This is a genomic window from Pseudomonas sp. P4_D7, assembly GCF_056401755.1.
Genome location: NZ_JBFUIR010000018.1, coordinates 59,010 through 84,320 on the forward strand (window position 1 = coordinate 59,010; position 25,311 = coordinate 84,320).

Below are 25,311 nucleotides of genomic sequence, written 5' to 3' on the forward strand. Positions count from 1 at the left end.
TGCAAAGCCGTACAAATGCTAGCTTTGCGCCAGCATTTGCCGGTTTTCGCTATTTATCAGGCTGTTTGCCCTACAGCCTCCTCGGAAGGCGTCCGTGGGAATACGACTGCTGCAAGGAAGGTCAAAGCGCCGAAACCCGCAAGAATCAAGTACAGGCCTACAAAACCATGGCGCGGTTCGACATAGGAAATCAGCGGAATCGCCGTCGCACTGGCACCGAACGATAAACAGTAACGCAGGGCGAACACCCGTGATTGCCATTGCGGGGCGACGAAGTTGGCGACCATCGCATCGTTGACGGTGACCTGACCGAAGACCACGAACATGAACGCTGCGCCGAGGGCGATCACCGCCCAGCCGTCGGCATAGGCCAGCGCAAACAGCAGCGGTGCCTGGCACAGCGTCAGGACAATGAACGGCCATTTCAGGCTGAGTCGATGCAACACCCGACCAATGCTCAACTGCGCAACCGCACCAAAGGCATAGGCCAGACTGACCACCACTCCAAGGGTTTGCGGCGAGGCAAACAGCTCATGCAAACGCTCCTGAAACAGCTTCGGATAGGTCATGGTGGTGGCGTTGAACACCACGCCGCCAGTGGCCGTCGCCAGCGCCAGCACGCCGAACACCATGAGCATGGAAATACGCTGGCCAGCGGCCCCCTTGAGTGGCGTGTGCGCACGCTTCGGAATCGGCTCTTCACGCACGTGCAAGGCGAAGCCAACCCCCAGCACAATCGCCACTGCGCCCGGTATCAGAAACGCCGAGCGCCAGCCGAATTGCGCCACCAGCAAGCCCGTGATCAGCGCCGAAAACGCCACACCCAGATTGCCCCACATACCGTTGATGCCGATTTCCCGGCCGCGATTTTGAGCATAAGCGACCAACATCGCCGTGCCGACCGGGTGATAAATCGCCGCAAAAATACCGATCAGGGTCAGACCGATCACCAGCATGGCCGGGCTGCTGCTCAGGCCAGTGAAAATCGCTGAAGCGCCGATGCCGAAGAAAAACACCAGCATCATCTGCCGCCGACTCCAGTGATCGCCCAGCCAACCAGCGGGTAGCGAACACGCGCCGAAGGCAATGAAGCCGCCCAGTGACAGGCCGATCAGCGTGGCGTAGTCGAGACCGAAGGCCTGCGTCATACCGAGCACGGCGGCGGGAAATATCAGCATGAACATGTGATCGATCACATGGGCGGCGTTGATATAGCGAATGACGTTTCTGGATTGATTCATGGCGGCACGCTTTACGTTGTTGTGTGGCGCTATGCTAAGTTGGCCACAAAGCGCATTTCTGCCAGACAAGTCATCGAATCAGACATGTTGATCAGCCATTTCGAACACGGCCCGGTGAGCGCCTACCCCCGGGATTATCTGGATGGCGCGCACCAGCCGCTGCACCTGCATCGCGAGGCGCAGTTGTTGTATGCGGTCAGCGGGATCATGCGCGTGGTCACGGACTCGGGTGCATGGGTGATTCCGCCTAGTCGCGCGGTGTGGATTCCGCCAGAAGTGGCGCACGAGATTTTCATGAGCGGTGACGTGCAGATGCGCTCGCTGTTCATCGCGCCAGAACTGTCACCCGCCAGCCTGCAACAGTGCTGCGTATTGGCGGTGACGCCGCTGCTGCGCGAGCTGATCCTGCGTGCCGTGCAAGGGCCGCCACATGCCGACAATCCGCTGATTCAGCAGTTGATGCTGGAAGAACTCGCCGGTCTGGAAAACCTGCCGCTGCACATTCCGATGCCAACCGACCGGCGTCTGCAAAATATCTGCCTGGCACTGCTGCACACCCCCGATCACACCAATACGCTGGAAGACTGGGCGCAGCAGGTCGGCGCCAGCTCACGCACGCTGGCGCGGCTGTTTCAGCAACAAGTGCAGATGAGTTTCAACGCCTGGCGCCAGCAACTGCGCCTGATGGAAGCCCTGCCGCGCCTGCTCGCCGGGGACAGCGTGCAGCGTGTGGCGCAGGACTTGGGTTACGGCAGCGCGCGGGCGTTCAGCGCGATGTTTCGCCGTTTGCTGGGAGAGAATCCCCGCGACTACCTGAACACCCTGAGCAAACTCAGCGAACTGGTGTAAGGCCCTGTGGGAGCGAGCCTGCTCGCGAAAGCGCTCTTTCAGCCACCAATAATGTCGACTGATCCAACGCCTTCGCGAGCAGGCTCGCTCCCACAGGTTCAAGTCGCGGTTCTGAGATCAGTGCATCTCGGTGAACGCGATTTTCACGCCGAGAGCGATCAGCACCGCGCCCATGGTGCGGTCGAACCAGTGGCCCATGCGGGCGAAACCGGCACGCACCCGCTGCTGACTGAACAACATCGCCACCAGACAGAACCAAAACGCAGTCGCGACCGCCAGGTAAATCCCGTAACCGGCCTGCACCGCCAGTGGCGTGTGCGGGTTGATCACCACAGTGAACAGCGACAGGAAGAACAGCGTGGCTTTCGGATTCAGACCATTGGTCACGAAGCCCGACGTGAACGCGCCGCGAGCCGTGCGTACGCCGGCCTCTTCGTGCAAGTCATCGGCCACGGCTTTCGCGGGTTGCGCGCGCAATGCCTTGAAGCCGATGTACAGCAAGTAAGCCGCCGCCGCCCATTTCAACGCGTTGAACAACACGATCGATTGCGACACGATCAGGCCGATACCGAGCAGCGAATAACCAACGTGCAGGAAAATCGCCGTGCCCACGCCCAATGCGGTCCAGGTACCGGCGCGACGACCGTGGGTCACGCTCTCGCGCACCACCACCGCAAAGTCCGGGCCGGGGCTGGCGACAGCCAGCAAATGGATCAGTGCAACGGTCAAGAACTCGGTCCAGTACATGGGGGCTCCTTTCGGCCAAGCGTATCAATTTGTTTCATCTGGTAGGCTCGGCAGATTACGCCCTACGCTCACAGCACGAAAGGTACAGTTGATGACGAACACGCACCGCGCGGTATTCCTTGATCACCCTTCGCTGGATCTCGGCGACCTCGACCTTAGTCCGTTGCGCGAGTGTTTCAGCGATCTGCAGCTGTTCGCCCAAACGTTGCCCGGGCAAGTCGCCGAACGCCTGCAAGGCGCCACCGTAGCGATCACTAACAAGATCCTGATCGACGCCGCCGCCATGGCCGCCAACCCCGACCTGAGGCTGATCCTGATCACCGCCACCGGCACCAACAACGTCGACCTTGCGGCCGCCCGCGCTCACGGCATCACCGTGTGCAACTGTCAGGGTTACGGCACGCCGTCGATCATGCTGCTGCTCAACCTCGCCACGCGTCTGGCCGATTATCAGAAAGCAGTTGGCGAAGGCCGCTGGCAGCAGGCCAAACAGTTCTGTCTGCTCGACTACCCGATTGTCGAGCTGGAAGGCAAAACCCTCGGCCTGCTCGGCCATGGCGAACTTGGCGGCGCCGTGGCGCGATTGGCCGAAGCGTTCGGCATGCGCGTGTTGCTCGGGCAGATTCCCGGGCGCCCAGCTCGCCCGGATCGTTTGCCGATGGATGAATTGCTGCCGCAAATCGACGCCCTCACCCTGCACTGCCCGCTCAACGAGCACACCCGCCACTTCATCGGCGCCCGCGAACTGGCTTCGATGAAGCCAGGCGCGTTCGTGGTCAACACCGCGCGTGGCGGTCTGATCGATGAACAGGCGCTGGCCGATGCCTTGCGCAATGGCCACCTCGGCGGCGCGGCTACCGATGTGTTGAGCATCGAGCCGCCGACCCAAGGCAATCCGTTGCTCGCGGCGGACATCCCACGCCTGATCGTTACGCCACACAACGCCTGGGGCAGCCGCGAGGCACGCCAGCGCATCGTCGGCCAATTGACCGAAAACGCTCAGGCGTTCTTCAGCGGTAAGGCGCTGCGGGTCGTCAGTTGATAAACTGCGGCACTTTTTTTTGAGGAGCAGTTATGGATCCGCGCAGTGAAGTACTGCTTCGTCAGCCCGAGTTGTTTCAAGGTTCGTTGTTGTTGGCCGGTTTGCCCGCCGATGATTTGCTCGGACGCCTGCCCAACGCATTCGGCTGGTGCTGGCATGCCGGCGACCAGGCCGCACTGGATGCCCGTTTCGAAGGGCGCAGCCATTTCGGCGTGAACATTCCAGAGCTCGAGTTCGACAGCGCCGTGGTGTTCCTGCCCAAGTCCAAAGACCTGACCGATTACATCCTCAATGCCGTGGCCTCGCGTCTGGCCGGGCGTGAAGTATTTCTGGTCGGGGAAAAGCGCAGCGGCATCGAAGGCGCATCCAAGCAGCTCAACCCGTTCGGCAAGCCGCGCAAACTCGACAGCGCGCGGCACTGCCAGCTCTGGCAAGTCACCGTGGCCAACGCGCCTGAAGCCAAGTCTCTGGAAAGCCTGGCGCAGACCTATGAATTGCCTTTGGCCGAGGGTCCGCTGAAAGTTATCAGCCTGCCGGGCGTGTTCAGCCACGGTCGCCTGGATCGCGGCAGTGCCCTGCTGCTGGAGCATCTGGACAAACTGCCGAGCGGCCATCTGCTCGACTTCGGCTGCGGTGCCGGGGTTCTGGGCGCTGCGGTCAAGCGTCGCTACCCGCACAATCAGGTGACCCTGCTCGATGTCGATGCCTTCGCCGCCGCCAGCAGCCGCCTGACATTGGCGGCCAACGGTCTGGAAGCTGAAGTGCTGACTGGCGACGGTATCGATGCCGCGCCGATGGGTTTGAGTGCGATTCTGAGCAATCCACCGTTCCATGTCGGCGTGCACACCGATTATTTCGCAACCGAGAACTTACTGCGAAAAGCGGCCAAACATCTGAAAAATGGCGGCGAACTGCGCTTGGTGGCGAACAGCTTCCTCAAGTATCAACCGCTGATCGAAGAGCATCTGGGCGTCTGTGCAATCAAGGCCGAAGGCAATGGTTTCCGCATCTACCGGGCCAAGCGCGGCTGAAAATTTGTTCTTGCTCAATCGGATTTGCGAAGGCAGAATCCGCTCCGTCCTAGGGGAGTAGTCTCCCACGAGCGCCAAGCTCGTCCGGCATACGTCAACATACTTGATCCTCAGATCATGGCGTATGCGACCCAAGCGTCCGCAGCAGACGGATCGCAGGGTTTGACAAGACCTATGACACGCACACCTTACCCGGGGCGGGAAGGCTGTACGTGTCATAGCCGTGTCGACCCGCCCCTTAGGAAATCCTGATGCTGGACTCGTTACTCGTTCCCACCGCAATCGTTGCCTTGGCCGAAATCGGCGACAAGACGCAACTGCTCGCGCTGATTCTCGCCGCTCGCTTCCGCAAACCCTGGCCGATCATTGCCGGTATTGTCGCCGCGACCCTGGCCAACCACGCAGCAGCCGGTGCGGTCGGCGCCTGGTTTGGCAGCTTCTTCTCGAATGCCACGCTGCACTGGATTCTCGCCGCAAGCTTTACGGCCACGGCGCTGTGGACACTGGTTCCGGACAAAATGGATGACGATGAAACCAGCACCGCACGCAAGTTCGGGCCGTTCTTGACCACGCTGATTGCGTTTTTCCTCGCAGAAATGGGTGACAAGACTCAGGTCGCGACGGTGATGCTCGCCGCGCAATATCCGGAACTGTGGCTGGTGATTATCGGTACGACGGCGGGCATGTTGATTGCCAACGTGCCGGTGGTGCTGGCAGGTAATTTCGCCGCAGACAAACTGCCATTGACCTTGATCCGTCGCCTTGCGGCTTCGGCATTCATGATTCTGGCGATTGTTGCGGTGTACAAGGCGATGCAGAGCAGTGGCTGGGTTTAATCCTCAGTGAAGGATCGTTCCCACGCTCTGCGTGGGAATGCAGCCGGGGACGCTCTGCGTCCCGCTTGGAACGCGGAGCGTCCCTTGAGGCATTCCCACGCAGAGCGTGGGAACGATCACTGACTCAGGATTTAGGAGCTTTTTCGTACAACGGCATCACCTTCGGAATTGCCGCCTGCAACGAGGCAATCCGGCTGGTCGAAGCCGGGTGAGTGCTCATGAACTCCGGCGGCGAACCTTCCGATGCCTTACTCATCTTGTTCCACAAAGTGATCGCGGCGTTCGGGTTGTACCCGGCGCGTGCGGCCAGCTCCAGACCAATCAGGTCGGCTTCGTTTTCGTTGGCACGGCTGTTCGGCAGGGTCATGCCGTAGTTGGCCACGGTATCAGCCAGCGCCAGACTGTCCTGCCCCAGGCCGAGCAACGCACCCGCGCCCTGTTTGGCCATTTCAATCCCGTACGCCTTGGACATCGCTTCACGACCGTGCTCGCGCAAGGCGTGGGCAATTTCATGGCCCATGACCGCGGCGATTTCATCGTCGGTGAGTTTCAGGCTGTCGATCAGCCCGGTGTAGAAAATGATCTTGCCGCCAGGCCCGCAGTTGGCGTTGAGCTCATCGCTCTTGATCAGATTGACTTCCCACTGCCATTGCGCCGCATCCGGACGGAAGTTCGGCGCCTGGGCGATCAGACGGTTGGCAATCGCCTGAACCCGCTTGGCCTCGGGACTGGTCTTGTCCAGCACACCTTTGCTGGACGCCTCGCCGACGGTCTTCTGATACGACTGCGCATACATCTGGTCGACCTCTTGCGAGGACAGCATGCTGAACATGTACTGCTTGCGCTCCACACCCACGGCACCGCCGCTGGTGGTGTTGACCGACTGACAACCGGCCAGCAACAGCGCTGCGCTCAGTGCACTTACAACCAATGTCTTGTTCATTCAAAAGCTCCCTGAAAACCTGCGCGTATCCTAGGCGGGTAATTGTATCGACGCCAGATACAACGGACGTGTTGCAGCGACTTTCAGACGTTTCCCACCAGAGCTGTCGCAAAAAATTCACAGCGACCGCCAAGTCCCGTGCAACTGCGTCGCGCACTGATCCATTTGCGACATTGGCTTTCAATTGCACCGGCTCGCACTCATGGCCCAATGCCCGCTGCCGATACATCAGCGCAGACGTCCTCTTGCGTGCGGAGCTCCCATGAAGTTCAAGTCGATCCAGTTTTCCGTCGCCGCCCTGGCCGGCGCCATCGTCCTCAGCGTGGTCGCCGCGCTGGTGCTGTATGCGCTGTTTTCCGGCGCGCGCACGCAAGAGATGGTGCAACAGCGCACCCAGGCGCAGTTCGAGCAAGTCATCGAACAGCGCCTGACCTCGCTGGCGCAAACCCAGGTCAGCCAGATCCAGCGCGAACTCGAAGCGCCGCTGCTGATTGCCGGTGGCCTGGTGCGGGTCAACGCCCTGCTCGGTACGCCGGGCGCAGATGGTCAGCCGCGCCTCACTGTCAGTCGCGAGCAACTGATCAGCCTGATCAAAGAGAACGTCGAAAAGAACCCGAAAATTCTCGGCACCTACATCGGCTGGGAGAAAAACGCCCTCGATCACAACGACGCGGCCTATATCGGCACCAGCGTGGTCGGGATCGATGCCGCCAACGGGCGCTTCCTGCCGTGGTGGTTCCGCAACGATGACGGCACCCTTGGCCTGGACAAACTGGTCGATGTCGACGACCAGAAAGTCCTGTCTACCGGCGTGCGTGCCAGCGAGTACTACCTGTGCTCGAAAGAAAGCAAAAAATCCTGCGTGATCGATCCGGCGCCGTACAAGGTCGGCGACAAGATCGTCATGCTCGCCTCCTTTATCGAACCGATCATGCTTAACGGCGCCTTCCAGGGCATTGTCGGCGCCGACCTGTCGGTGAACTTCATTCAGGAAATGCTCCTCGGCGCCAACCAGAAGCTCTACAGCGGCGCCGGGCAAATGGCCCTGATCGGCGGCAACGGCCGGATCGTCGCCTACACCAAAGACCCGAGCAAATTCGGCGAAAAAGTCAGCGACATCCTCGACGCTGAGCAGACCGCCAACATGGCCAATCTCAAACGCGGCGAAGTGACTTACTCGGTCAACAAGGACAAGGGTCGCATCGAACTGTACCTGCCATTCGGCATCGGCCAGACCGACGCACGCTGGACACTGATGCTGCAATTGCCACTCAACGCGGTGATGGCTGATCTGCAAAAGCTACAGGCCGATCTGGATGCTCAGCGCAAATCCGACACCTTCGGCATGGCCATGGTCGGTCTGCTGATCGCCGGCCTCGGTCTGCTGGTGATCTGGCTGGTCGGCCACGGCATCGCCCGACCGCTGAAGCAAATGGTCGCGATGCTCAATGACATCGCTCAAGGTGAAGGTGATCTGACCCGACGTTTGAGCAGCGATCGCAGTGATGAACTGGGCTCGATCGCCAAGGGTTTCAATACCTTTTTGGCCAAGTTGCAGGCGATGATCACGCAGGTGGTGACGTCGGTGCAGAGCGTCAGCGATTCCTCGGAACACACCGCTGACATCGCCATTCGCACCAACATCGGCATTCAAAAACAAATGGCCGAGATTGATCAGGTCGCCACGGCGGTGCAGGAAATGACCGCCACCGCTCAGGATGTCGCGCGCAACGCTACGCAGGCTGCGCAAGCGGCCAGCCATGCCGACCAGGCGGCGAGTCAGGGCATGCAGATTGTTCGTGACACCTCGAACTCGATTGGTGTGCTGGCGGTGGAAATCGGCAAGGCCGTAGACGTGGTGCAGACGCTGGCCAAGGACAGCGAGAACATCAATGCGATTCTCACGGCGATTCGCGGGATTGCCGAGCAGACCAACCTGCTGGCGCTGAACGCGGCGATCGAGGCGGCGCGTGCCGGTGAACAGGGGCGTGGGTTTGCCGTTGTGGCCGACGAAGTACGCAATCTGGCGCAGAAAACCCAGAAAGCCACTGAAGAAATCCAGACCATGATCCAGCAACTGCAACAAGGCACCCGCGATGTGGTGCGGGTCATGGAGGACAGTCAGAACCGCACTGACGAAAGCGTGCAGCATGCGGCGAAAGCGGCTGAAGCGCTGGAAACGATCACCCAGGCGGTTTCGGTGATCAACGACATGAACACGCAGATTGCCAGTGCGGCGGAAGAGCAGAGTGCGGTGGCCGATGACATCAACCGCAATGTGATCAACATCGGGCAAGTGGCCAATGAAGTGGCGGGGGGCGCGGATGAGTCGAGTTCGGCGAGTGCCGATTTGACCAAACTGGCGGAGCAGCAGCGGCGGTTGATCAATCAGTTCAAGGTCTGAAAAGCGAAAAGCCCCTCATCGGAACGCCGCCCGCCTAACCCTCTCCCAGAGGGAGAGGGGACTGACCGAGTTGTCTCCCTTCATACATCGACCTGAAATAACCAGTCGATTATGGATTCAAAGCAGAGCGTTCAAGTCGGTGTATTACGACAATATCCCCCGGTCAGTCCCCTCTCCCTCTGGGAGAGGGCTAGGGTGAGGGGCTTTTGATCTAAATGCTTTAACCCGGAGTCAGACACTCCGGCCCATTGAGTTTCGGATCATTGATCAGATTCGCCAACACCCGCTCACGCAGCGCCGCCGGTTCACTGGCCAGCAACCCCTGCAACACATGCAACGGCGTCTCGGGATCGAGCCACGCCGCCTGCCCCGCCTCATCGAGAATCAACGGCCGGCGCTGACTCGACGCCGGCTGAGTAATCACCGCCGTACTCAACCACACCTGTTCCTGCACCGGATACGCCTCCCAGATCGCCGCGAAAAACAGCGAAGAACCCTCCCCCGGCGTCAGCCAGAACGGCCGCTTGCGCTGCGTCCCGCGCCATTCGTAAAAACCGTTGGCCGGCAGCAGGCAGCGGCGCAGACGCAAGGCTTCGCGGAACATCGGCTGCTCGGCCACGGTTTCCGCCCGGGCATGTGCCGGTGTTTTCGACAGATCGGTCAGCCACGGCGGCGTTAATCCCCAACGGGCGCGGGCCAGGCTGCGCTGGCCATCTTCACCGGCACGCAGCATCAACACCGAATCATTGGGGGAAATGTTCCACTGCGCCTGCTGATCGGCGGGAAAACCAGGCAGGGCCGCGAAATCGCGGTTCCAGCGAAACAGGGCATAACGTCCACACATGGGGCAACACGACTCTGAAGTAAAACGAAGGCCAGCCTAACAGACCAGCGTCCCGGGGAAGCTCTCCGGTTCATCGCCGGGCAGCGGCAGCGCGGCATTGTACGCGGTGATCAGCTCACGGGCGTATTCGGCCTGGTCGTTATCGACGGACAGTCCCAGTAAACCGAAAATCGGCAATTCGCCCGTACCACCGAGCAAATCGCGGCCGATCAGATGCGCCTCGATGCCTTCGCTGGCGAGCATGCCCTTGAGCATTTCGCCTTCCATCAGGTTTTCCGGCTCGTAGATTCGCTGCATGGGCGCGCCTCACTCGTTTTCACTGTGCACATCGAGCATCCATTCTTGACCGTCAGTCTGCAGATTGAATTTGATCGGCCTGCAACATACCGGGCAATCTTCGGTGTACTGCTGATCTCCTCCGGACAAATCCAGAACCGCTTCGCACCGCTCCCCACAATATGGACATTCATAATGCTCGGTTTCCAGCATCGCGGTCTCCCAAGTGACTTGTGCGTATAATCGCCGGTCTATTTGCAGGGCTATTTTTGTCTGGCTACTTTTTCAGACCGTGCCCCGCGGGTTTTCGATCAAAACCTTTACTTACCCTAGCCGTTTCCAACAAGAGAGCATGATGGGCGAATTCGATGCCATCCGACCTTACGACGACAGCGAAGTACCTGTGGTACTGGCAAGACTGCTCGGCGACAAGGCGTTTCTAGATATCCTCACCCACTTCCGCTTCCCGCGTTTTGCCGGTGCCTTCGGCTGGATGCTCAAACCACTTATAGCCCATCGGCTGCGTCGTGAGTTCGCCGACGTGACGTCGGTGGCGACGTTGCAGGACAAGGTCGAGTCCTACGTCGACCACACCATCGAGCGCGCCACCGATGGCGTGACCTACACCGGTGTCGAGCAATTCAAGTCCGGCAGCGCTTATCTGTTCATCGCCAACCACCGCGATATCGTCATGGACCCGGCCTTCGTCAACTACGCCGTGTACCACGCCGGCCTGCCGACGCCGCGCATTGCGATTGGCGACAACCTGCTGCAGAAGCCGTTTGTCAGCGACCTGATGCGCCTGAACAAGAGTTTCATCGTTCATCGTTCGATCACCGGCCGTCGCGAGAAAATGGCCGCTTATCAACTGTTATCAGCGTACATCAACCACTCGATCCGCAACGATTGCGCGTCGATCTGGATCGCTCAGGCTGAAGGCCGGGCGAAGGACGGCGACGACCGCACCGAGTCGGCGATCCTCAAGATGTTCCACATGAGCCGCAAGGACGAGCCGTTCGGCGAAGTCATCCGCTCGCTGAACGTTACCCCGGTGTCGATCAGCTACGAATATGACCCGTGCGACCAGGCCAAGGCTCGCGAGCTGTACATCCGCGCCACCACCGGCACTTACGCGAAAGCGCCGGGTGAGGATGATGTGAGCATTGCCAAGGGCATCACCGGCTACAAGGGCCGGGTGCACGTGAACTTTGCCGCGCCGATTACCGAGCTGTTCGAAGACACCAAGCAATTGGCGGTCGAGATGGACAAGCAAATTCTCGGCGGTTACCGGTTGTTCCCGGTGCACTACCTGGCGTACGCCCAGTGGGCCGATGCCGATCCGCAGTTGAATGTGCCGAAAGCTGCCGAGGTGTTCCCGGCGGATGAGCTGGCCAAGGCGCAGCAAGAGTGGCAGAGCCGGCTGGATGCGTGCCCGGAAGAGCATCGTCCATATCTGGTGCTGCAATATGCGACGCCGGTGCGTAATCAGTACCGGGTCAAGGCTGGGTTGCCGTTGTAAGCGGTTTCCAGCTGACGCAAAAACGGCGCCTTCGGGCGCCGTTTTTTATGCCTGAAGCTTTCAGAAGCGCGTGCTGATCCAGGAGACGATCAGGGCCAGCCCGAGGCAAGCAAAACCAAAACGATAGAAAAACCGGTTCATGCGCAAAGTCGCCCAATCAAGGATTGGTTCGGCATTCGGTTGCGCCTGGCGCTGAGCGGCAATGCTGGCCATCGCACGTTGTTCACGGCGACGAGTGGCGTGCAGCAGCCAACTCCCCGGAAACGCCAACAACAACGCCAGCAAGTTGATCAACTTGGCGGGATGGGCGGTAAACAGCGTCATCAAGTGCAGCGACATCACAGACCTCTATCTGAACCGGTGTGGCAGACGCCAGATCGACGACTGCGGCGCGGATTCTAACCAAACCTGCCCGTTCAACCCCAGCCTTTGCGACAAATAACCTGACAATCGACCGATGGCTGCCCTGTGTCACGGATTCGTCATGTGGATACACCAAGATGCGCGCCTCGAAACGCACATGGAACGCGACATGCTTCACGCTGAAAATCAGGATCGTCTGTACCTCATCACCCCTTACGACGAACAGCAAAGTCTCGTCGGCAGCCTTGCCTTCAATGTTCAGGATCGCCATTGGCTGGTGTATTGCGCGCTGGGCGGGCATCAGCATGCGGATTTGCCCGAGACTGATTTGCTGACGGGTGTCAGCGTCCTCGACTTTTATTCCCAGGCGGCCTGAAAAAGCAAAAGCACCCTCACCCTAGCCCTCTCCCCGAGGGAGAGGGAACCGACCGAGTTGTTTTGTCGAGGTACATCGACCTGAAAGTCCGAGGTGAATGTAGATCTCAAGAACAACGCAAATCGACCTGAAACTCCGAGATGAATGCAGATCCCAGGCACAACACAGATCGGCTCCCTTTCCCCCTCTCCCCCCTGGGGGAGAGGGCTGGGGTGAGGGGGTACGATTTCAAGTCCCACAAAAAAGCCCGGGCTCATCACTGATCCCGGGCTTTTTCACATCCGCCGAAAACTTACTCAGCCAGAACCTGACCCACCGTCGGATCCTTGAACAGACGCGTCAGCGCATCGCTCAATACATCGCTGACCAGTTTGGTATTGGTTTCCTGGTTCGGCGCCATGCCGAAACGCTGGTCCAGCGAAGCGCCGTAACGGCCGCTATAACGGCGGTTGGCGTTCTGCACATCAGAGCGGAAGGTTGCGCCAATGGTCGCTTCGGTCACGTACATGCCTTCTTTCGGCGACTGGTATTTCAGCTCGGCCAGGGTCACGGTCAACTGCGGAGCATTTGGCGCGTTGTTGGTCGGGGTGAAGCCGAGCAAACGCACGGCGGCTTCAGCCTGAGCCTGCAACTTCGGCAGGATCTGCTCGCGCTGCACGGTGATAGCGCTGGTTTCCGGGTACAGGCCGCCACGGGTGCCCAACGTTGGCGACGGACGACCGTCAACCACACGCACGACGACTGGCTGGCCACGGCCGACCGCTGGCAGCTGAGTGGTCAGCTTTGGCTCCGGGCTCAGTTGTTGCGGGCTGTGGGCGCAGCCGGCCAGGGTCAAACCGGCCACAGTGATCAAACCGAACAACAGGCGTTGCAACATGCTCTTCTCTCCAGAATCAGGCACAAACAGGCCGGCAGTATAGCGGTGGGCCAGTGCGGGTAACCAGCGCCCGGCAGCGAATACTGAAATGTCTGACAAACCCGTGGGAAAGCGGTTCCTGTCACAGATTATTCACCCGGCATACACGTTCACGTCACGGCGCATTGGCAACCTTGCAATCAGTCCCCCACAAGGTACTCAATCATGCGTTATCTGATCTCGTTGTTCGCCCCACGTCCGCTGCACCGCAGCTTCGCCCTGCTCGACCGCAATGGCCATTGCCAGGCATTCAAGCAGTGCAGCCTGCAGCCGATGGGCGACGGTTGGGTGGAAATCGAAGAAATCCGCCTCAACTGGTTGCACCAGCCACTGCCCGCCAGCGCCCGCGTCATAGCGTCGCAGCCCCGTGCACGGGTGCAAGCGATGTTGAGCATCTGACCGGATGCCTAATAAAAGTCATTAAACACGAGCAACTGCCCGCATTTCTTCGATACAATCTCCCCCCGATTATAAGGACGTCTCCTGATCGGGCCCCGCAACAGCGTCAATGCGCATGCATCGACACCCAAAATCGCCCACAGAGAGCCGCCCACACAGATCGAGTGAAGTTGGCGCGCTTGCCTGTTCTACCGGCAAAAACCCCGCTTTTCGCGAATCTGCAGAGCTGTCATGACGCTCGGCCACCGCGTTGTTTTGCCTTTGCGGGCAAGGTGCCAGGCCTGGACAGCCCTTTTTTGAGGTTCACGTCTTCAAAAGAGCGTGAAAAAAACGGGTTTTCACAACTTCACAAGAGTGTGGCGAGCAAATGAAAAGTTTTGCGTCTGAACATGCACCATTAGCGTCTGAAACAGCCCAACGACACAGGACCGGGTATACCTCGAATATCGGAGCCTGAAGCCTGTCCGCTACGGATTTGGTTGCACAAAAACGGATGTCTCGACCATAAGTCGAATTGCCAGCTGCGTGCTGAAATGAGTTCATGGAGCTCTTGAAAGCCAAGCCGCATACATCCGTCGAAGTTGCGAAAAATTGCGAAGATTCGGACATGGCGAACCTGACCATGGATAGCCTGGACATCACTGACCTGTCCCGGAACGCCTGGCAGCCATGCCGACAATTTGGTGCTGCAGATTTTGGAGACGCGTTAAATGGCGCATAACGAAGCAGTCGACGTAGTTCTGGTTGGGGCGGGCATCATGAGTGCCACCCTGGCCGTGCTGCTCAAAGAGCTCGACCCCGCGATCAAGCTGGAAGTCGTCGAGCTGATGGATTCCGGTGCTGCCGAGAGTTCCAACCCTTGGAACAACGCCGGCACCGGTCACGCTGGCCTTTGCGAGCTGAACTACACGCCGCAAGCCGCCGATGGCACCGTCGACATCAAGAAAGCCGTGCACATCAACACCCAGTTCGAGGTGTCGAAGCAGTTCTGGTCGTACCTGACCAAGAAAGGCACGTTCGGCTCGTGCAAATCATTCATCAGCCCGGTGCCGCACCTGAGTTTCGTTCAGGGCGACAAAGGCGTTTCCTTCCTCAAGGAACGTTTCGAGGTCCTGCACAAGCATCACGCGTTCTCCGACATGGAGTACACCGAAGACAAGGCCAAGATGGCCGAGTGGATGCCGCTGATGATGCCGGGCCGCTCGCCGGACGAAGTCCTCGCCGCGACCCGCGTGATGAACGGCACCGACGTCAACTTCGGCGCCCTGACCAACCAGTTGCTCAAGCACCTGACCAGCGCTCCCGACACTCAAGTCAAATACTGCAAGCGCGTCACCGGCCTCAAGCGTAACGGCGCTGGCTGGACCGTCAGCATCAAGGACGTCAACAGCGGCAGCAGCCGTGAAGTCGACGCCAAGTTCGTTTTCCTCGGCGCGGGTGGCGCGGCGCTGCCGTTGCTGCAGGCTTCGGGCATCGAGGAAAGCAAAGGCTTCGGCGGCTTCCCGATCAGCGGCCAGTGGCTGCGTTGCGATAACCCGGAAGTGGTCAAGCATCACCAGGCCAAGGTGTACAGCCAGGCCGCGGTGGGTTCGCCACCGATGTCGGTGCCGCACCTGGACACCCGCGTAGTCGACGGCAAGAAGTCCCTGCTGTTCGGGCCATACGCCGGTTTCACCACCAAGTTCCTCAAGCACGGCTCCTTCATGGACCTGCCGCTGTCGGTTCGCGCCGGCAACATCGGGCCGATGCTGGCCGTGGCGAAAAACAACATGGACCTGACCAAGTACCTGGTCAGCGAAGTGATGCAATCGATGGAGCAGCGTCTGGATTCCCTGCGCCGCTTCTACCCGGAGGCGAAAGCCGAAGACTGGCGCCTGGAAGTGGCCGGCCAACGGGTTCAGATCATCAAGAAAGACCCGAAAAAGGGCGGCATCCTGCAGTTCGGTACCGAACTGGTGTCGGCCAAGGACGGCTCCCTCGCCGCCCTGCTCGGCGCTTCGCCAGGCGCTTCGGTGACCGTTTCGATCATGCTGGAACTGATCGAGAAATGCTTCCCGGCCAAGGCCAAGGGTGAGTGGGCTGGCAAACTGGCCGAGATCTTCCCGGCCCGTGAAAAGGTCCTGGAAACCGATGCTGCGCTGTATCGCAAGATCAACACGCAGAACAACATCGCGCTGGAACTGGTTGAAGAAAGCAGCGAGACCCCAAGCTACGCTTGATCTTGCCGTATAAAAAACGCCCCGTACTCAGTGAGTGCGGGGCGTTTTTTTATGCCTGGGAAAAGTCTCAGGTGCGGGACTTTTCGATCAGCTCGATGTATTCCGGGGCATTGCGCTGATCGGCGATCAGCTCAACGAAGGTCTTGCCCTGCTCGTCCTTGCCATCAACGTCGTAACCGGCAGCGACGAAGAAGCCCAGAAACCGCTCGAAATCATCAATGCGCAGGCCACGATAAGCCTTGATCAGTTTGTGCAGCGACGGCGAAGTGGCGTCGACCGGCTCAAAGTCGAGGAACAGCTTGATCTGCTCATCGCCGATCTCGTCACCAATCACTTGTTTCTTATCTTTACGCATTGCCGACTCCAGCTCGCAGACATTACACGGGGCGGGCAGTTTACCCCTGCCCGGCCGCCCGGCTCAACGCGATCGCACCGCCCCGGTGTGCAAATCGGCCCAGATGTGGCCGTTGGCGTAACTGAGGAACTGCACGTACACGGTGTCGTTGCGCAGCAGATCGATGATCACGCGGTATTGGGCCTGTGGATAAAACAGTGTGAGGGTTTTGCTCTTGTCGTCATAAACCGGCTTTTTCAGGCTTTTGCTTTCGCCGTCGAAATTGACCAGCACTTGAGTAATGGTCGCGCCCTTGTTCAGGGATTTGCCCTTGAGGCGAATCAGCAGCGGTGAAGTGACCGGGATCGGCTGCTGATTGGATTGGCGTTGTGCGCCGACCACCACGGAGTAATCGGTGACCTGCATGAGTTGCTGCTGCTCGGGCTCGGCATCGCGCACGGTCAAATCGTCCGGCGGCAGGAACTGGCTGTGCATCGGCGCGGCAAAAAGCGGCAGGCTGAAGGTCAGCAACAGGGCGGCAAAGCTGCGGATCAAGAGGCGCATGACAGGCTCCGGAGGGCGGGGCCGAGCACTCTAGCACGGGTATCGCGGATGGATCAGCACACACAAAACAACTGTGGGAGCGAGCTTGCTCGCGAAGGCGGACTGACATTCAACATCGATGTCGACTGATACACCGCTTTCGCGAGCAAGCTCGCTCCCACATTTAGATCGAGGCGCGGATTACATGCCTTTAACGGCAAAGATCCCGTTGGCGTTGCGCCAGTAGCCTTTGTAGTCCATGCCGTAACCGAAGATGTAGCGGTCGATGCACGGCAGGCCGACGAAATCGGCTTTCAGGTCAGGACGCGCCTTGCGGTCGTGATCCTTGTCGATCAGCACGGCGGTGTGCACTTTGCGCGCACCGGCGTGTTTGCAGAAGTCGATGATCGCGCCGAGGGTGTGACCTTCGTCGAGGATGTCGTCGATGATCAGCACGTCGCGGTCGATGAACGAAACTTCCGGCTTGGCTTTCCAGAACAGGTCGCCGCCGCTGGTTTCGTTGCGATAACGGGTCGCGTGCAGGTAGGAGGCTTCCAGCGGGAACTGCAGATGCGTCAGCAGTTTGCCGGAGAAAATCAGCCCGCCGTTCATCACGCAGAACACTACCGGATTGCTGTCAGCCAGTTGTTCGTTGATTTGTGCACCGACGCGGGCGATGGCGGCCTCGACTTCAGCTTCGGTGTACAGGCAGTCAGCCTCTCGCATGATTTGACGGATATGCTCGAGATCAGCGGACATGGCGCTCTCCAGGGGGGGATGTTTTCGGAAAAGCGGGCAAAGGTACGCATCCATTGAGGCCGAATCAAGCCTTTATGGACTAACGTACAGAATGTCCTATAGGACATCACCCTCGGATAGATTAATCTAGGCCGGTTTTTTTGCCCGCCGCCGGAGTTTTTCCATGCCCATCCTCGAGATCCGCCATCCGCTGATCCGTCATAAACTCGGCCTGATGCGCCGCGCCGATATCAGCACCAAGAACTTCCGTGAGCTCGCTCAGGAAGTCGGCGCCCTGTTGACCTATGAAGCTACCAAAGATTTGCCGCTGGAGTCCTACGATATTGCAGGCTGGTGCGGCACCGTGTCGGTCGAGAAAATCGCCGGCAAGAAGATCACCGTCGTGCCGATCCTGCGCGCCGGCATCGGCATGCTTGAAGGCGTGCTGAGCCTGATCCCGGGTGCCAAGGTTTCCGCTGTGGGCGTTGCTCGCAACGAAGAAACCCTGCAAGCGCACACTTATCTGGAAAAACTGGTTCCGGAAATCGACGAACGGTTGGCGATGATCATCGACCCGATGCTCGCCACCGGCAGCTCGATGGTGGCGACCATTGATCTGTTGAAGAAAGCCGGCTGCAAAGACATCCGCGCCATGGTGCTGGTTGCCGCGCCGGAAGGTATTGCCGCCGTAGAAAAGGCTCACCCGGACGTGACCATCTACACCGCGTCCATCGATGAGCGCTTGAACGAGCACGGTTACATCATCCCAGGGCTTGGCGACGCCGGTGACAAGATCTTCGGCACCAAGCAGAAGGACGCGTGACCATGCAGCAAGAGTTCAACGATCCGCTCTGGCGCACGGTGCTGTCCGGCGCCCAGATGCTGTTCGTGGCTTTCGGCGCCCTGGTGCTGATGCCGCTGATCACGGGCCTGGACCCGAACGTGGCACTGTTTACCGCGGGTCTGGGGACGATCCTGTTCCAGATCGTCACCGGGCGTCAGGTGCCGGTGTTTCTGGCGTCGAGCTTCGCTTTCATCACCCCGATCATTCTCGCCAAGGGCCAGTTCGGCCTCGCCGCGACCATGGGCGGTGTGATGGCAGCCGGTTTCGTCTACACCTTCCTCGGCCTGGCCGTGAAGATCAAAGGCACGGGCTTTATTGACCGCTTGCTGCCACCGGTGGTGATTGGTCCGGTGATCATTTCCATCGGCCTGGCGATGGCGCCGATTGCCGCGAACATGGCGATGGGCAAGGCTGGCGATGGTTCTGAACTGATCCATTACCAGACCGCGATGCTGATCTCGATGCCGGCATTGCTGACCACATTGATCGTGGCGGTGTTCGGTAAAGGCATCTTCCGCCTGGTGCCGATCATTTCCGGCGTGCTGGTCGGTTTTGCCATGGCGTTCTATTTCGGTGTCGTTGATACCGCGAAGATTGCCGCAGCGCCATGGTTTGCGATTCCGCACTTCACCGCGCCGGAATTCAACTGGCAGGCGATTCTGTTCATCGTTCCAGTGGCATTGGCTCCGGCCATTGAGCACATCGGCGGTGTGATTGCTGTGGGTAGCGTGACCGGTCGCGATTACCTGAAGAAGCCGGGCCTGCATCGCACCCTGCTCGGCGACGGCATTGCCACCACCGCCGCCGGTCTGTTCGGCGGCCCGCCAAACACCACCTACGCCGAAGTGACGGGTGCGGTGATGCTGACCAAGAACTACAACCCGAAAATCATGACCTGGGCGGCGATCTTCGCTATCAGCCTGGCGTTCATTGGCAAGTTCGGCGCGCTGCTGCAAAGCATTCCGGTGCCGGTGATGGGCGGGATTCTGTGCTTGCTGTTCGGCTCGATCGCGGCAGTGGGGATGAACACCCTGATCCGTCACAAGATCGATCTGGGCGAAGCGCGCAATCTGGTGATTGTCTCGGTGACGCTGGTGTTCGGCATTGGCGGTGTGCTGGTCGGCACCGGTACCGGTCCGGACGACTTTGGCCTCAAAGGCATCGCGCTGTGCGCGGTGGTGGCGATAGCGCTGAACCTGATTCTGCCGGGCAATGATGGCTGGAAGAACAAGAAGGCGGATGAGCCGCTGATCTAAGCCTTCAAGATCTGATCGTTCCCACGCTCTGCGTGGGAATGCAGCCCGTGACGCTCCGCGTCACTGGACGCAGAGCGTCCCTAGAGGCGTTCCCACGCAGAGCGTGGGAACGATCACTACAACGCCAGCGGCGCTCTTTCGCAGAGGGTTGCCAACGCCTTAGCCCATTGCCGGTCGTCATTCAGGCACGGCACCAGCACCAATTCCTCGCCCCCTGCTTCGCGGAACTGTTCTTTGCCGCGATCACCAATCTCTTCCAGCGTCTCGATGCAATCGGCGACAAACGCCGGGCACATCACCAGTATTTTCTTCACGCCGCTTTTCGCCAGCTCATCCAGCCGTGCCTCGGTGTAGGGTTCGATCCACTTGGCGCGGCCCAGACGCGACTGAAACGACACCGACCATTTGCCATCCGGCAGGCCCATGCGCTCAGCAAACAACGCCGCAGTACGCAGGCATTGCGCGCGATAACAGGTCGCCAATACCGCAGGCGAGGCGTTCTTGCAGCAGTCTTCATTCTTGAAGCAATGATTGCCGGTCGGATCGAGTTTGGTCAGATGCCGCTCAGGCAGACCGTGGAAGCTCAGCAGCAAGTGATCGTAATCCTGCTGCAGATGCGGCCGGGCGCTTTCGACCAGCGCATCCAGATATTCCGGCTGATCGTAGAACGGCTGCAGCACCGACAGTTGCACGTCGAGTTTCTTTTCGCGGATCACCCGCTTGGCTTCTTCGATCACTGTGGTCGTGGTGCTGTCGGCGAACTGTGGATACAGCGGTGCCAGCGTGATGCGCTTGTGCCCCGCCGCCACCAGTTTCAGCAGGCAGGTTTCAATCGACGGCTCACCATAGCGCATCGCCAGTTCCACAGGGCCGTGATTCCACTGTGCGGTCATCTGCTGTTGCAGACGACGGCTGAGCACCACCAGCGGTGAGCCCTCCTCCCACCAGATCGAGGCGTAAGCGTGGGCCGATTGTTCCGGGCGCTTGACCAGGATCAGCGACACCAGCAGACGCCGCACCGGCCACGGCAGGTCGATCACGTACGGGTCCATCAGGAATTGATTGAGGTAGCGGCGCACATCGGCCACTGAGGTTGAGGCCGGGGAACCCAGGTTGACCAGAAGCAAGGCGTGATCGGTCATGCAACGTCCTATTTCAGAGGCGGCTGGAGAGATCGTCCAGGGCCGCACGTAAATCCGTGAACTGGAAAGTGAAACCCGCTTCCAGCAAGCGTGCCGGCATAGCCTTCTGGCCGCCGAGCAACAACAATGACATCTCGCCGAGACCGACTTTCAGCGCCAGCGTCGGCATCGGCATGAACGCCGGGCGGTGTAAAACGCTGCCCAGCGTCTTGGCAAATTCGCGATTGCGCACAGGTTTCGGCGCGCACGCATTATAAGGACCACTGGCCTGATCACGATGCAGAAGAAAATCAATCAGGGCGATTTGATCGTTGATATGAATCCACGGCATCCACTGCCGACCATTGCCCAAAGGCCCGCCGAGCCCGAGTTTGAATGGCAGCAACAGCCGCGACAAAAAGCCGCCCTCGGCCGACAGCACCAGACCGGTTCGCACCAGCACCACACGGATGCCTTGCGCCTCGGCACGTTGCGCGGTTTCTTCCCAGGCGATGCACAACTGGCTGGCGAAATCGTCGATCACCGGCGGCGAATCTTCAGTCAATTCGCGCTCACCACCATCGCCGTACCAGCCGATCGCCGAACCGGAAATCAGCAATGCCGGTTTCTGCGTGCGGGTTTCGAGCCACGCCAACAGTGTTTCCGTCAAAGTGATACGGCTGCTCCATAGCAACGCTTTGCGTCGATGGGTCCACGGCCGATCGGCAATCGGCGCACCGGCCAGATTGATGATCGCGTCCACAGGCTCATCGCCGAGATCTTCCAGACGCGAGATGCCACGCACCTGCGCACCGCAGATCTTCGCGACCTTCTCCGGTTTTCGGCTCCAGACCGTCAGGCGATGGCCCTGCTGCGACCAGTGTCGGCAGAGCGCACGTCCGATCAAACCAGTACCGCCGGTCAGCAATATGTGCATGACATCTTCCTCGCGTGGCGTTTAACCCGGATCACTAGTCTATTTTTATAAACAGGGATCTTTTCTATCGGGCAGGCTCTATTGTTTAACCATAGGCCAAGCTGTCAGATCGAGAACGCTAGAAGTTATACCAAAAAACAAAATTGTACAGGTTTCATCCACGGCGTAGTCTGTACAGAAAGGTAAACGAGGCCCCTATGACTGTACCTATCGCAATCATTGGCACCGGCATCGCCGGACTTTCCGCCGCCCAGGCTCTGACAGAGACCGGGCATACCGTGCAATTGTTCGATAAAAGTCGCGGCAGCGGCGGGCGCATGTCGAGCAAGCGCAGCGACGCTGGCTCGCTGGACATGGGCGCGCAATATTTCACCGCGCGTGATCGGCGCTTCGTCACCGAAGTGCAGCGTTGGCAAAGCCTGGGCTGGGTCGCCGAGTGGACACCGCAGCTCTACACGTATCAGGGCGGGCAACTGAATCTGTCGCCGGACGAGCAGACGCGCTGGGTCGGTACACCGCGCATGAGCGCCATCACTCGTGGACTTCTCGATGGCCTGGAAGTGCACTTTGCCTGCCGCATCACCGAGGTCTTTCGCGGTGAAGAGCACTGGCACTTGCAGGACGCCGAAGGCTTCACCCATGGCCCGTTCAGTCACGTGGTGATCGCCACGCCGGCCCCTCAAGCGACAGCCTTACTGGCCGCTGCCCCGAAACTTGCCGGGGCCGCCGCCGGGGTGAAAATGGACCCGACCTGGGCTGTCGCCCTCGCCTTCGATACACCGCTGGATACGCCCCTTGAAGGCTGCTTCGTGCAGGACAGTCCGCTCGACTGGCTGGCACGCAACCGCAGCAAACCCGGACGTGACAACACACTCGACACCTGGGTGCTGCATGCGAGCAGCGCATGGAGCCGGCAGCACATCGACCTGTCCAAGGAAGCTGTGATCGAGCAACTGCACGGTGCTTTTGCCGAACTGCTGCACAGCGCCATGCCCGCGCCAACCTTCAGCCTCGCCCACCGCTGGCTCTACGCACGTCCGGCGACGGGCCACGAATGGGGCACCCTGGCCGATGCCGATCTGGGTTTGTATGCCTGCGGCGACTGGTGCCTGTCTGGCCGTGTCGAAGGCGCTTGGCTCAGTGGCCAGGAAGCCGCGCGACGCTTGCACGAACACCTGCAATGAACCGCATCAATCCGCGTAAATTGCTGCTGTCGAAATGGACAGCAGCCCACCCGCAGAATCGTGAAAAACACTTTCTGGTGACCGAGCTGTTTCGCGACGAGGAAGGCACGGTGCTGGAGGTTGAGTTACAAGCGGTGTTGACCCAACGTGCTGAGCGACTCGATTGGCAGACACTACAAAACAACGCTGAATGGCTGCAGGGCTGGAAGTAAATAGCGTCCCTGTGGGAGCGAACTTGCTCGCGAAGGCGGTGTTTCAATCAATGAATTTGTTGAATGTTAATCCGTATTCGCGAGCAAGCTCGCTCCCACAGTGAACCGCGCTCAACAGAAAAAAGTTATACAAACCATTTGACTTGTACACCCATGAATCTATGCTGAGCAAAGTTGTACAGAGATCAACCTCTGTACAGGTATGGATTCGAGGTGCCCATGTCTGACTCTTGCGCAGCCAAACCCAAAATCGCCATCAGCGCCTGCCTGCTGGGCGCCGAGGTGCGCTACAACGGTGGACACAAGGAATCCCGCCTGTGCAGCCGCACCCTCACCGAGCATTTCGATTTCGTCCCGGTGTGTCCGGAAGTCGCGATCGGTATGGGCATCCCGCGCGAGCCGATCCGCCTTGTCGGCGAGGCCGAGCATCCGCAAGCGGTCGGCACGGTAAACCCGTCGATCAACGTCACTCAGCCATTGGCCGAGTACGGCACAAAAATGGCCGCCGAGCTGAATGACATCTGCGGCTACATCTTCATGCAGCAGTCGCCGTCCTGCGGCCTCGAGCGGGTCAAGGTCTACCACACCAACGGCGCCCCGGTGAACGGCGGCGGACGCGGGATTTACGCCCAGGCGTTCTGCGCACAGCACCCGGATCTGCCCGTAGAAGAAGCCGGTCGCCTCAACGATCCGGTACTGCGTGAGAACTTCATCACCCGAGTATTCGCTTACAGCGAATGGCAACAGGTCCTCGCCAATGGCCTGAGCCGTCGCGCCCTCACCGAATTCCATTCGCGCTACAAATACTTGCTGATGGCGCACAACCCACTGCAATACAAAACGCTGGGCAAGTTGTTGGGCAATATGGCCGACACCGATCCCGCCGAACTCGGCCCGCGCTATTTCAGCGAACTGATGGCCGCCCTGAAGAAATGTGCCACGCGCGGCACTCACAGCAATGTCCTGCTGCACATCAGCGGTTATCTGAAGCAGGCGATCAGCGCCGAAGACAAACAGGAAATGCAACACGTCATCGGCCAATACCGCCAGGGCATCGTGCCGCTGGTGGTGCCGTTGACGCTGCTCAAGCATCACTTTCGCCTCCATCCGGATTCGTACATCGCGCAACAGGTTTACCTGCAACCGCACCCGGAAAACCTCAGCCTGCGAAACGCAATCTAATGAACGACAAAATGGATACCAGCGCCCAGGAAGACCTTGGCGCGGATTTTAAGAAAGCTCTCGACGAGGGCTGGCTGCCGATTCGCGAAGTCGCGCGACAGACCGGCGTCAACGCGATCACTTTGCGCGCGTGGGAACGCCGCTACGGGCTGGTCGTGCCGCAACGCACGCCCAAGGGCCACCGACTGTATTCGGCCGAACACGTGCAGCAGATTCTGACCATCCTCACCTGGCTCAATCGTGGTGTTGCCGTCAGTCAGGTCAAACCGCTGCTCGACGCACCACAAGCGTTCAGCGAATCGGTGGAAAACGACTGGCAGCGTTTGCGCCAGACATTGCTGGCGGCCGTCACGCAGCTCAATGAACGCAGCCTCGACGACAGCGTCAATCAGGCCATGGCGCTCTACCCGCCACGCACGCTGTGCGAGCAATTGCTGATGCCGTTGCTGGCGGAACTGGAGCAGCGCTGGCAAGGCCAGTTCGGCGCGCAGATGGAGCGGGTGTTCTTTTATTCGTGGCTACGCAGCAAATTCGGCACACGCATCTACCATAACAATCGTCAGCTACATGGCGCCCCGCTGTTGTTGATCAATCATTCCGACCTGCCACTGGAACCTCATCTGTGGCTGTGCGCGTGGCTGATCAGCAGCGCCGATTGTCCGGTGCAAGTGTTTGACTGGCCGCTGCCGGCCACCGAACTGGCGCTGGCAGTTGAACACCTGCAGGCCCGTGGCGTACTGCTGTATTCCAGCAAAGCCATGAACCTTGCGCAGTTGCCCAAGCTGCTGAACGGAGTCAGTTGCCCGAAAATGCTGGTCGGACCAACGGTATGCATCCACCACGCCGAGTTGTCCGTAAAAACCTCCGAGATGGCTGATGTGTTCCTGGCGGAAGACGCGCTTCTTGCGCACCAGGAACTCGTTCAGCGCGGGCTGATTTAATGGACGCCGTGAGT

28 protein-coding genes and 1 riboswitch are annotated in these 25,311 nt (G+C 59.6%); of the genes, 15 read left to right on the forward strand and 13 right to left on the reverse strand.

What is annotated here, in order from left to right; all coding sequences use genetic code 11:
* Positions 1 to 56: 56 nt before the first annotated feature.
* Positions 57 to 1,241: an MFS transporter gene (locus AC1DVF_RS14030; protein ID WP_220556979.1), complete on the reverse strand. Its 1,185-nt coding sequence runs from the start codon at positions 1,239 to 1,241 to the stop codon at positions 57 to 59.
* A gap of 84 nt (positions 1,242 to 1,325) precedes the next feature.
* Between AC1DVF_RS14030 and AC1DVF_RS14035 the strand changes: the two genes are divergently transcribed.
* Positions 1,326 to 2,090, forward strand: a complete 765-nt coding sequence (locus tag AC1DVF_RS14035; protein ID WP_095125778.1) for an AraC family transcriptional regulator — start codon at positions 1,326 to 1,328, stop codon at positions 2,088 to 2,090.
* 117 nt (positions 2,091 to 2,207) lie between these two features.
* Here AC1DVF_RS14035 and AC1DVF_RS14040 read toward each other — a convergent pair whose 3' ends face one another.
* Positions 2,208 to 2,837: a LysE family translocator gene (locus tag AC1DVF_RS14040; RefSeq protein WP_460088973.1), complete on the reverse strand. Its 630-nt coding sequence runs from the start codon at positions 2,835 to 2,837 to the stop codon at positions 2,208 to 2,210.
* A 91-nt stretch (positions 2,838 to 2,928) separates the two neighbouring features.
* Here AC1DVF_RS14040 and AC1DVF_RS14045 point away from each other — a divergent pair, with 91 nt between their 5' ends.
* From AC1DVF_RS14045 to AC1DVF_RS14055, 3 genes are all read left to right on the forward strand, one after another.
* Positions 2,929 to 3,879, forward strand: a complete 951-nt coding sequence (locus tag AC1DVF_RS14045; protein WP_477782634.1) for a 2-hydroxyacid dehydrogenase — start codon at positions 2,929 to 2,931, stop codon at positions 3,877 to 3,879.
* A gap of 32 nt (positions 3,880 to 3,911) precedes the next feature.
* The gene (locus tag AC1DVF_RS14050; RefSeq protein WP_186624772.1) at positions 3,912 to 4,910 is read left to right on the forward strand and encodes a class I SAM-dependent methyltransferase; all 999 of its coding nucleotides are present in this window, start codon (positions 3,912 to 3,914) and stop codon (positions 4,908 to 4,910) included.
* Between the two features lie 39 nt (positions 4,911 to 4,949).
* Positions 4,950 to 5,074, forward strand: a riboswitch (yybP-ykoY riboswitch).
* 87 nt (positions 5,075 to 5,161) lie between these two features.
* Positions 5,162 to 5,746 (forward strand): TMEM165/GDT1 family protein, encoded by a 585-nt coding sequence (locus AC1DVF_RS14055; protein ID WP_077574495.1) that lies wholly within the window; start codon positions 5,162 to 5,164, stop codon positions 5,744 to 5,746.
* A 124-nt stretch (positions 5,747 to 5,870) separates the two neighbouring features.
* On the opposite strand, the gene AC1DVF_RS14060 is transcribed toward AC1DVF_RS14055, so the two are convergent.
* Positions 5,871 to 6,689: a M48 family metallopeptidase gene (locus AC1DVF_RS14060; RefSeq protein ID WP_093441307.1), complete on the reverse strand. Its 819-nt coding sequence runs from the start codon at positions 6,687 to 6,689 to the stop codon at positions 5,871 to 5,873.
* Between the two features lie 262 nt (positions 6,690 to 6,951).
* Between AC1DVF_RS14060 and AC1DVF_RS14065 the strand changes: the two genes are divergently transcribed.
* Positions 6,952 to 9,093, forward strand: coding sequence for a methyl-accepting chemotaxis protein (locus tag AC1DVF_RS14065; RefSeq protein WP_477782635.1), 2,142 nt, complete (start codon positions 6,952 to 6,954; stop codon positions 9,091 to 9,093).
* A gap of 220 nt (positions 9,094 to 9,313) precedes the next feature.
* Here AC1DVF_RS14065 and AC1DVF_RS14070 read toward each other — a convergent pair whose 3' ends face one another.
* From AC1DVF_RS14070 to AC1DVF_RS14080, 3 genes are read right to left on the reverse strand one after another with little or no spacing between them, the layout of a single operon-like run.
* Positions 9,314 to 9,937 (reverse strand): SOS response-associated peptidase, encoded by a 624-nt coding sequence (locus AC1DVF_RS14070; RefSeq protein WP_093441316.1) that lies wholly within the window; start codon positions 9,935 to 9,937, stop codon positions 9,314 to 9,316.
* A gap of 36 nt (positions 9,938 to 9,973) precedes the next feature.
* Entirely contained in the window at positions 9,974 to 10,234 is a 261-nt protein-coding gene (locus tag AC1DVF_RS14075) for a putative signal transducing protein (RefSeq protein ID WP_007912819.1), read from the reverse strand.
* Positions 10,235 to 10,243: 9 nt separating this feature from the next.
* The gene (locus AC1DVF_RS14080; protein ID WP_320336337.1) at positions 10,244 to 10,426 is read right to left on the reverse strand and encodes a CPXCG motif-containing cysteine-rich protein; all 183 of its coding nucleotides are present in this window, start codon (positions 10,424 to 10,426) and stop codon (positions 10,244 to 10,246) included.
* A gap of 142 nt (positions 10,427 to 10,568) precedes the next feature.
* Here AC1DVF_RS14080 and AC1DVF_RS14085 point away from each other — a divergent pair, with 142 nt between their 5' ends.
* The gene (locus tag AC1DVF_RS14085) at positions 10,569 to 11,732 is read left to right on the forward strand and encodes a 1-acyl-sn-glycerol-3-phosphate acyltransferase (RefSeq protein WP_477782636.1); all 1,164 of its coding nucleotides are present in this window, start codon (positions 10,569 to 10,571) and stop codon (positions 11,730 to 11,732) included.
* Between the two features lie 60 nt (positions 11,733 to 11,792).
* Here AC1DVF_RS14085 and AC1DVF_RS14090 read toward each other — a convergent pair whose 3' ends face one another.
* Entirely contained in the window at positions 11,793 to 12,071 is a 279-nt protein-coding gene (locus AC1DVF_RS14090; protein WP_016985168.1) for a hypothetical protein, read from the reverse strand.
* A gap of 193 nt (positions 12,072 to 12,264) precedes the next feature.
* Between AC1DVF_RS14090 and AC1DVF_RS14095 the strand changes: the two genes are divergently transcribed.
* Positions 12,265 to 12,471: a hypothetical protein gene (locus AC1DVF_RS14095; protein ID WP_008083982.1), complete on the forward strand. Its 207-nt coding sequence runs from the start codon at positions 12,265 to 12,267 to the stop codon at positions 12,469 to 12,471.
* Between the two features lie 292 nt (positions 12,472 to 12,763).
* Here the strand turns inward: AC1DVF_RS14095 and AC1DVF_RS14100 are convergent, their stop codons facing one another.
* Positions 12,764 to 13,348 (reverse strand): YajG family lipoprotein, encoded by a 585-nt coding sequence (locus AC1DVF_RS14100; protein WP_007912832.1) that lies wholly within the window; start codon positions 13,346 to 13,348, stop codon positions 12,764 to 12,766.
* Positions 13,349 to 13,552: 204 nt separating this feature from the next.
* Here AC1DVF_RS14100 and AC1DVF_RS14105 point away from each other — a divergent pair, with 204 nt between their 5' ends.
* Together AC1DVF_RS14105 and mqo are read left to right on the forward strand one after the other, a co-directional pair.
* On the forward strand, positions 13,553 to 13,786 hold the full coding sequence (locus AC1DVF_RS14105; protein ID WP_007912834.1) for a hypothetical protein: 234 nt from the start codon (positions 13,553 to 13,555) through the stop codon (positions 13,784 to 13,786).
* Between the two features lie 710 nt (positions 13,787 to 14,496).
* Positions 14,497 to 16,005 (forward strand): malate dehydrogenase (quinone), encoded by a 1,509-nt coding sequence (gene mqo / locus AC1DVF_RS14110; protein ID WP_477782637.1) that lies wholly within the window; start codon positions 14,497 to 14,499, stop codon positions 16,003 to 16,005.
* 67 nt (positions 16,006 to 16,072) lie between these two features.
* Here mqo and AC1DVF_RS14115 read toward each other — a convergent pair whose 3' ends face one another.
* From AC1DVF_RS14115 to AC1DVF_RS14125, 3 genes are all read right to left on the reverse strand, one after another.
* Positions 16,073 to 16,360 carry a PA4642 family protein gene (locus AC1DVF_RS14115; RefSeq protein ID WP_093441345.1) on the reverse strand — a complete coding sequence of 96 codons (288 nt, stop codon included), beginning with the start codon at positions 16,358 to 16,360 and terminating at the stop codon, positions 16,073 to 16,075.
* A gap of 63 nt (positions 16,361 to 16,423) precedes the next feature.
* Positions 16,424 to 16,903 carry a hypothetical protein gene (locus tag AC1DVF_RS14120; protein ID WP_477782638.1) on the reverse strand — a complete coding sequence of 160 codons (480 nt, stop codon included), beginning with the start codon at positions 16,901 to 16,903 and terminating at the stop codon, positions 16,424 to 16,426.
* A gap of 180 nt (positions 16,904 to 17,083) precedes the next feature.
* Positions 17,084 to 17,641 (reverse strand): hypoxanthine-guanine phosphoribosyltransferase, encoded by a 558-nt coding sequence (locus AC1DVF_RS14125; RefSeq protein WP_008086142.1) that lies wholly within the window; start codon positions 17,639 to 17,641, stop codon positions 17,084 to 17,086.
* A gap of 163 nt (positions 17,642 to 17,804) precedes the next feature.
* Here AC1DVF_RS14125 and upp point away from each other — a divergent pair, with 163 nt between their 5' ends.
* Both upp and AC1DVF_RS14135 read left to right on the forward strand, forming a co-directional pair.
* Complete coding sequence (gene upp, locus AC1DVF_RS14130; protein ID WP_007912842.1) at positions 17,805 to 18,443, forward strand: uracil phosphoribosyltransferase; 639 nt, start codon at positions 17,805 to 17,807, stop codon at positions 18,441 to 18,443.
* Between the two features lie 2 nt (positions 18,444 to 18,445).
* Positions 18,446 to 19,720 carry a uracil-xanthine permease family protein gene (locus AC1DVF_RS14135; protein ID WP_077574503.1) on the forward strand — a complete coding sequence of 425 codons (1,275 nt, stop codon included), beginning with the start codon at positions 18,446 to 18,448 and terminating at the stop codon, positions 19,718 to 19,720.
* A gap of 116 nt (positions 19,721 to 19,836) precedes the next feature.
* Here the strand turns inward: AC1DVF_RS14135 and hemH are convergent, their stop codons facing one another.
* Positions 19,837 to 20,862 (reverse strand): ferrochelatase, encoded by a 1,026-nt coding sequence (gene hemH / locus AC1DVF_RS14140; RefSeq protein ID WP_093441360.1) that lies wholly within the window; start codon positions 20,860 to 20,862, stop codon positions 19,837 to 19,839.
* A 13-nt stretch (positions 20,863 to 20,875) separates the two neighbouring features.
* Entirely contained in the window at positions 20,876 to 21,778 is a 903-nt protein-coding gene (locus AC1DVF_RS14145; RefSeq protein WP_460088975.1) for a TIGR01777 family oxidoreductase, read from the reverse strand.
* Positions 21,779 to 21,975: 197 nt separating this feature from the next.
* Between AC1DVF_RS14145 and AC1DVF_RS14150 the strand changes: the two genes are divergently transcribed.
* From AC1DVF_RS14150 to AC1DVF_RS14165, 4 genes are all read left to right on the forward strand, one after another.
* Positions 21,976 to 22,962, forward strand: a complete 987-nt coding sequence (locus tag AC1DVF_RS14150) for an NAD(P)/FAD-dependent oxidoreductase (RefSeq protein ID WP_099757164.1) — start codon at positions 21,976 to 21,978, stop codon at positions 22,960 to 22,962.
* Positions 22,959 to 23,174: a TIGR02450 family Trp-rich protein gene (locus tag AC1DVF_RS14155; protein WP_093441373.1), complete on the forward strand. Its 216-nt coding sequence runs from the start codon at positions 22,959 to 22,961 to the stop codon at positions 23,172 to 23,174. The genes AC1DVF_RS14150 and AC1DVF_RS14155 overlap by 4 nt, the downstream gene beginning before the upstream one ends.
* A 219-nt stretch (positions 23,175 to 23,393) precedes the next feature.
* Positions 23,394 to 24,356 (forward strand): YbgA family protein, encoded by a 963-nt coding sequence (locus AC1DVF_RS14160; protein ID WP_093441378.1) that lies wholly within the window; start codon positions 23,394 to 23,396, stop codon positions 24,354 to 24,356.
* Positions 24,356 to 25,297, forward strand: coding sequence for a MerR family transcriptional regulator (locus AC1DVF_RS14165; protein WP_093441383.1), 942 nt, complete (start codon positions 24,356 to 24,358; stop codon positions 25,295 to 25,297). The genes AC1DVF_RS14160 and AC1DVF_RS14165 overlap by 1 nt, the downstream gene beginning before the upstream one ends.
* Positions 25,298 to 25,311: the final 14 nt, after the last annotated feature.